This window comes from Algoriphagus marinus (assembly GCF_001936475.1).
GTDB lineage: Bacteria > Bacteroidota > Bacteroidia > Cytophagales > Cyclobacteriaceae > Algoriphagus > Algoriphagus marinus.
In genome coordinates, this window is the sequence record NZ_MSPQ01000014.1 from 145238 (window position 1) to 152289 (window position 7052).

Genomic DNA, 7052 nt, shown 5'->3' on the forward strand with positions numbered 1-7052 from the left:
TATCGGCTTTATAGCCAAGTTTTACCACTGGAGGATGAAACCTCCAGTGGTATTATTTATTATTCTATTGATGCTACAATTGTACTGTCGAGAGCAGTAGGTGCTTGATCCACAGCCGGAGCTGCTTCATAAATTTCACCTTGAGGATCCTTTGGATTAGCAGGGCTTGTTCCTACAAGTGTTAGGATGTAGCTGGAGACATTTTGAATTTCCACAGGACTCAATTGATCTTCCCAAGGCACCATACCTTTTTCTATAACACCATATTTCACCACTTTGAAGATATCAGCGATTCCTCCGCCATGAAGCCAATAGGCATCAGTCAGATTAGGGCCTACTCCCCCTCCCCCGTCAGCTGCATGACAAGCGGCACAATTCCCTTCGAAAATCGTTTTCCCCACAGCAAGTGCTCCAGCTGATTCATCATAAACGACAGAATTCTCATCGATACTTGCAAGGTTACTAGCTTGTCTGATTTCCGCTGCTATAGCTTCCACTCGAAGTTCTTCCTGATATTCTTCCACTCCCGTCAAGCCTGTGCCTAATACAGTATAATACACAAAGTAACCAACTCCGAATACCACTGTTCCTAGAAAAACATATTGCAACCAAGGAGGCATAAAGTTGTCTAATTCGGTGATTCCATCATAAGAGTGATCTGCCATCATTTTCGCCTTTTCTTCAGAACCAAAAGCCTCATCAACCTTTCCTGTGACAAAACGCTCTTTAAAAGTCTCCCACCAAGAAGGCTCATCTGCGAGACTTGGGTTTTCCTTTTTCAAAACCGTAGCCATAAAAGACATCAGGTAAATCATCAAAATCAATAAAATGACAATCACTCCAAGGATTACTCCAAGAATAATCAAAAGGCTTAACTGGCTAGAATCCATCGACTGCAATGAGGATAAAGTCGATTCGGATTCAGACTGTGCAAAGAGATATGGAGAATATCCCAAAAGGAGCACTGTAAGTATGGTTAGGTATTTTTTCATGGCTGATTTTCGTTTAATTCATCATCCCCCATTGGTAAGGATTTCATATGATCGATGTATTCCTTTGGAACGCGAAAGGCCCAAACCGTTATTCCTATAAAGAATAAAACAAATATGATCAGGGAGATAATTGGAAATATCTCTATGTTTTCGATTGATCTTAATACTTCTTTATACATGATTTCAGTATTTAATTTGAAGCGGTGGCTTTGATATCAGTTCCCAATCGCTGCAAATAAGCAATCAGTGCGACGATTTCGGTATTTGGCATGACTTCTACGCCTGCCTCTTTCAGGTTAGCGACGATTCCATCAGCCTGCTTAGATAGATCTTCAAGAGCTATTTCATCAAAACCTTCTGGATAAGGAACACCTAAGGCTTGCATGGTTCTGATTTTTGCAGGTAGATCTGAGTAATCCATCTCATTTGTCACCATCCAAGGGTATGGAGGCATCAAAGAACCTGGAGACATACTTCTCGGATCAGCCATGTGGAAATAGTGCCAGCTGTCTGGATATTTTTTACCCACACGATGAAGATCTGGACCAGTACGTTTGGATCCCCATAGGAATGGTCGATCATAGACAAACTCACCTGCTTTGGAATATTCCCCGTAGCGCTCGGTTTCAAATCGGAATGGACGAACCATCTGAGAGTGGCAGCCCACACAACCATTGGCGATGTACAAATCTCTACCTTCTAATTCCAATGGAGTATAAGGCTTCACCGAACTGATTGTAGGAATATTTGATTTCACCAAAATCGTTGGAATAATCTCTATTGCTCCACCTATTAAGATTGCAACAGTTGCCAAAAGGGTAAAGAAGACAGGCTTTCTCTCCCATGCACGGTGCCAGAATTCACCAGTACCACTATAAGACTTCGCAAGCGCAGGAGCCTGATCTTCTTCAGTTTCCTGGAAGACACCTTGTTTCGCTGTTGCCCACATGTTATACATCATCAGGATAGCACCACTTAGATAAAGCAATCCACCAAATGCTCTGAGAATATACATCGGCACCAATTCCACTACAGTTTGAAGGAAGTTACCGTATGCTAATCGGCCCATTTCGTCAAATTCTCTCAACATTAAGAATTGAGTCAAAGCAGCAACATACATTGGAAGGGCGTAGAAAATGATACCCAAAGTTCCAAGCCAGAAGTGCGTATTGGCTAATTTGGTAGAGTAAATCTTTGTATTAAAAAGTCTTGGCCACATCCAGTAAAGCATACCGAAAGTCAAGAATCCATTCCAGCCTAATCCACCGATGTGTACGTGGGCAACTATCCAGTCGGTATAATGTGCAATCGCATTTACATTTTTCAAAGAAAGCATTGGTCCTTCGAATGTGGACATCCCGTAGGCTGTGATGGCTACCACCATAAACTTCAGCACAGGCTCAGTTCGTACTTTGTCCCAAGCTCCACGAAGTGTCAGCAAACCATTGACCATACCGCCCCAAGATGGAGCAAGCAACATGACCGAGAATGCGGTTCCCAATACTTGAGCCCATTCTGGAAGTGAGGTATAAAGCAAATGGTGAGGTCCAGCCCACATGTAGAGGAATATCAAGGACCAAAAGTGGACAATCGAAAGCTTATAGGAGTAAACCGGTCTGTTAGCAGCTTTTGGAAGGAAGTAGTACATCAATCCCAAGAAAGGCGTAGTCAAGAAAAATGCTACTGCATTGTGGCCATACCACCACTGCACCAAAGCATCTTGCACACCTGCATAGGCTGAATAACTCTTAAAGAATGATACTGGAAGTGCAAAAGAATTTACTACGTGAAGCACTGCAACAGTCACAAACGAAGCTAGGTAAAACCAGATCGCCACGTACATGTGACGCTCTCTTCTTTTGATTAAAGAGCCAATCATATTCGCTCCAAATGCAATCCATACTAAAGCAATGGCAATATCAATTGGCCATTCCAACTCAGCATATTCCTTAGAAGTAGTCAAGCCTAAAGGCAAGGTAATCGCCGCTGCAAGAATGATTAATTGCCAACCCCAGAAGTGAAACCAGCTGAGGGCTTTACTCCACATAGGAGTTTTGAGTAGCCGGGGCATGGAGTAATAAACTCCAGCAAAGATGGCATTCCCCACAAATGCGAATATAACCGCATTGGTATGGAGTGGACGAATTCGTCCAAAAGTAGTGTAAGGATTACCCATGTTGGCTTCTGGCAAGAATAACTGTGTTGCGGCTATTACACCGACCAGCATTCCCACTATACCCCAGATAATCGTCGCGGCTCCGAAATACTTGACAATCTTATTGTCATAGTAGAACCTTTCCAGCGTAGTATTATTCATTGGAATTGGATTTGGTTGATTGATTTTTATTTGATTTTTTGGTCTGATTTTCAAATAATATTCGAACGGAAGGTGTATAGTCATCATCAAACTGTCCTCCCTTCATCGCCTTGAAAAACAAGTACAGAAAGGTGCTGGCTAATAGTAAGCTGATGCCGATCAAGAGAAATATTACTTCCATATCAGTTAATTTTTTTATTTAAAAGACCATTACGATAAGCGACCAGATTGGTGGCTAGGGTGGTAAATACCACAACCGAGATGCTACTCAATGGCATAAGTATCGCACAGACTACAGGACTAAGCAGTCCATTTACTGCTAAGGAAATCCCAACAATATTGTATAGAAAGCTAAGTACAAAGCTGGCCTTGATGATATTCCGACTACTTTTTGAAAAACTCAAAAAGGATGGGATTTTTTGAAAAGATGATGCATCCAAGATTGCATCGCTGGCAGGTGAGAAATGACTGACTTGATCAGAGATTGCGATGCCCACGGTACTTTCTTGAAGTGCTCCCGCATCATTCAAGCCATCTCCAATCATCAGAGTCTGGCTAGTTAGATTTAATTTTTTGAGATAAGAAAGTTTATCCTTCGGGCTTTGATTAAAATTGAACTCGATATTCCCACCTAGCTGCTTTGTCAATGCCGCTTGCTCATGGGCATGATCTCCGGAAAGCACATGAAGTTTATATCCTTCCGAAAGCTGGGAAGTAAGTTGTTTCACACCTTCCCGTAACCCCGATTCAATATGGAAATAGCCAATTTCAACCCCTTGAATCGTTAGGAAAACAAGATTTCCTGTAGTGAAAGTTGGGAAGTTTTTGAAACCTGTGAAAGCTGCATTACCCAATCTAATTTCTTGACCTAGGTAAGACAATTCAATCCCCTGACCCTTGATTTCAGAAATATCAGCTATTGGAATTGAAGTAGTTGCACCTAGCCAATGATTTATCCTGTTGCTGAGGGGATGAGTTGAATGCGACACCATTGCCTTAATCAGACCTTTGGTTTCCTCAGAAAGTGGAATTCCTTGGTAGGTCACCTTTGCATGATTTGGATCCGTCAAAGTACCTGTTTTGTCAAATACCACCGTTTTGATCAATGCCATCCGCTCCACTACACTGGCGTTTTTCAAGTAAAATTTGTTCTTCCCGAAAATCCGAAGGGTATTTCCTAGGGTAAATGGAGTTGACATCGCCAAGGCACAAGGGCAAGCCACTATCAAAACCGAGGCAAATACTTTAACTGCAAGTGATAAATCTGAAAAGGACCAAAATAAGAAGCTAGCAAAAGCAATTGCCAAAACTGACCAAGTAAACACTCCGCTAATCCGAGAAGAAAGTGGCTCTAGCAATTGGCTTTTATCGGTATTGAAGGACTCATGGTTCCATAAATCGGTCAAATATCCTTGAGAGGGTGATTTCTGAATGGTCAAAAGAACAGGCGAGCCCTTTTGCCTTCCGCCAGCATAGATGATTGATCCTTTATTTATGGGTACTGGAACTTCCTCTCCGGTAACAAAGCTGTAATCTATACTTGCCTTATCACTCAATAAAATTGAATCTGCAGGAACCAATTCCTCATCACGAACCAAGATCACATCTCCTACTTCCAGTTTGGAAATTGGAACTACCTGCTCTTGGTTCTTAACCACTTTGGTGACTGCTATCGGGAAATAAGATTTGTAATCCCGATCGAACTCAAGAGTGGCAAAAGTTTTTTGCTGATAAAGTTTACCAAGAAGTAAGAAAAATAGTAGCCCACCCAAGCTATCAAAATAGCCTGCCTGGTTCATACCCACTACTTCCCATAGCGAATAGAAAAAGAGTGCGATGATGCCCAAAACAATGGGTACATCCATGTTGATTCGGCGCTGCTTCAGGGAATTAAAGGCTGACCGATAATAATCACTGGCCGAATAGAAAACGACTGGCAGTGCAAGTAACAGATTCAAATAATTAAAAAGATCTCGAAAATTCTTGTCAAGAAACTGAACCTCTGAGAAGTATTCAGGAATGCTAAATAGCATCATATTCCCAAAACAAAAGCCAGCGACAGCTAGTCGAAGAATCAGACCTTTATCAATAATTTTGACTTTTTTCTCTTCTAGATTGGACAGATTGATCTTTGGTTCGTAGCCAATGGCAGAAAGAAGATTTACCAATTCTTTGAGCGAAATCTTATCCTGCTGAAATTTGATTTGCACTTTTTTCTTTAAGAAATCGACCCGGCTAGAGACTACACCCGAATGGATTTGGTAGAGATTTTCCAACAACCAAATACATGAAGCACAATGGATTAACGGGACATAAAAAGTGATATGACTTTCAGATTCATTTTGGAAATCAAGTAATTTCAGTTGAGTATCAGAATCTTCCAGGTAATCAAAACGATTTGATTGTCCATTTTTCAGCTTTTGACTTTCGCCTGGATGATTTTCTAAATCGTAATAGGTACAAAGATTATTATCAGAAAGCACCTCGTAGACCAATTGGCAACCCTGACAGCAAAATTCCTTTTCACCTACTGTTAGGTGATTATCTTCACAACTTTCCCCACAGTGATAGCACTTGGTTGAAGTCGATATGGATTTGGATGTATTCATTGATATTATTCTCAGATAAAATTACGTCGGCTACTGTCTTAAAAACATGATGAAAATCAGTTAAACCAATGATTTAAAGGGCTAGGTAAAAGGATAAACGATCACTCCACATTGCTCCTTTATAGAAATGAAAAAGCACTTTAGCGAGATCAGCTTGATAGTTTTTGGTAGTGACCAAAAGAGAGCAATCATGCTTAACAGCATATGACCAAAAATCCCCAATTCGCAAGAAATTAAATTTAATGAAGCTGGTTTCGGCTGTCGCTTGAGAAACTTGATTAATTAATTCCTGCTCTTCCTTTTGTTTAGATTTAGGAATAAATGAAGGGGAGATAATTGTGGCTTTACTGTTTTTAATGATATCTGCGAACGTTTCTAAAAACTTTCTAATCAGATTAGCAGACTGGAGAGACCCATCGTAGTGAAAAAGTAAATGATCTGTAGAAAAATTTGGGACAAAAAGTAGTACGGGGATACTACAGACCTCATTCTCGAGAGGTTTTGGAATATCATTCCCATGCAGCCATTCAATAGCTTTATTAAGGTTAACGGAAAAAAGTGTAGGCGAAGAATTTTCTTTAATACCAGCACAACGATCCGAGTTAGGTTGAAAATCCTCACAGAAGCGTGAATTATGAAACTCCTTAAGGATTTCATCAGGGATCTCAAACTTTGCTTCTTTAGAAACTTTAAACTCCATTTTAAAATTGATTTGAATCAAAAGTAGGGGCTTGAAGATTCTAAAGACCTGAGTAATTCCAGATTAAAACATGACAAAAGTCAGATTAGAAGTCAAGGATTTAGAAGCCTCTTGGATAAACAATAAGAACCATACACCCACCGTACTCCTAAAAGCATATAAAAGAGATTGTTCCAGATTCATACCATGGATTACTTTCCCGGAATAAAATTGTAGAGAAAAAAAAGCTATAAACACTAAAAAGCCAGCTTTCTAGCTCGCTTTTGAATAAAAGAGAAGTAAGCCGATCCCTATCTGAGACTGCCCGGATGGCAATAGACACTTGAAAAAGCTTAAACACAAAAAAGCCTTTCAGTTTCCTGAAAGGCTTTTGAATAAATGAGGCGGCGACCTACTCTCCCGGGAGTAACCCCAGTACCATCGGCGCTGCAGGG

Annotated in this window: 6 protein-coding genes; all 6 read right to left on the bottom strand. The window is 40.7% G+C overall.

The window, feature by feature from the left end:
* Positions 1 to 59: 59 nt before the first annotated feature.
* Positions 60 to 992 carry a cbb3-type cytochrome c oxidase N-terminal domain-containing protein gene (locus BVC88_RS18770; protein WP_075352262.1) on the bottom strand — a complete coding sequence of 311 codons (933 nt, stop codon included), beginning with the start codon at positions 990 to 992 and terminating at the stop codon, positions 60 to 62.
* Positions 989 to 1171 carry a cytochrome C oxidase Cbb3 gene (locus BVC88_RS18775; protein ID WP_075352263.1) on the bottom strand — a complete coding sequence of 61 codons (183 nt, stop codon included), beginning with the start codon at positions 1169 to 1171 and terminating at the stop codon, positions 989 to 991. The genes BVC88_RS18770 and BVC88_RS18775 overlap by 4 nt, the downstream gene beginning before the upstream one ends.
* A gap of 11 nt (positions 1172 to 1182) precedes the next feature.
* On the bottom strand, positions 1183 to 3309 hold the full coding sequence (ccoN, locus tag BVC88_RS18780; RefSeq protein ID WP_075352264.1) for a cytochrome-c oxidase, cbb3-type subunit I: 2127 nt from the start codon (positions 3307 to 3309) through the stop codon (positions 1183 to 1185).
* Positions 3302 to 3490 carry a cbb3-type cytochrome oxidase assembly protein CcoS gene (ccoS, locus tag BVC88_RS18785; protein ID WP_075352265.1) on the bottom strand — a complete coding sequence of 63 codons (189 nt, stop codon included), beginning with the start codon at positions 3488 to 3490 and terminating at the stop codon, positions 3302 to 3304. Before ccoS ends, ccoN begins: the two co-directional genes overlap by 8 nt.
* A gap of 1 nt (position 3491) precedes the next feature.
* Complete coding sequence (locus tag BVC88_RS18790; protein ID WP_075352266.1) at positions 3492 to 5918, bottom strand: heavy metal translocating P-type ATPase; 2427 nt, start codon at positions 5916 to 5918, stop codon at positions 3492 to 3494.
* 73 nt (positions 5919 to 5991) lie between these two features.
* On the bottom strand, positions 5992 to 6618 hold the full coding sequence (locus tag BVC88_RS18795) for a hypothetical protein (protein ID WP_075352267.1): 627 nt from the start codon (positions 6616 to 6618) through the stop codon (positions 5992 to 5994).
* Positions 6619 to 7052: the final 434 nt, after the last annotated feature.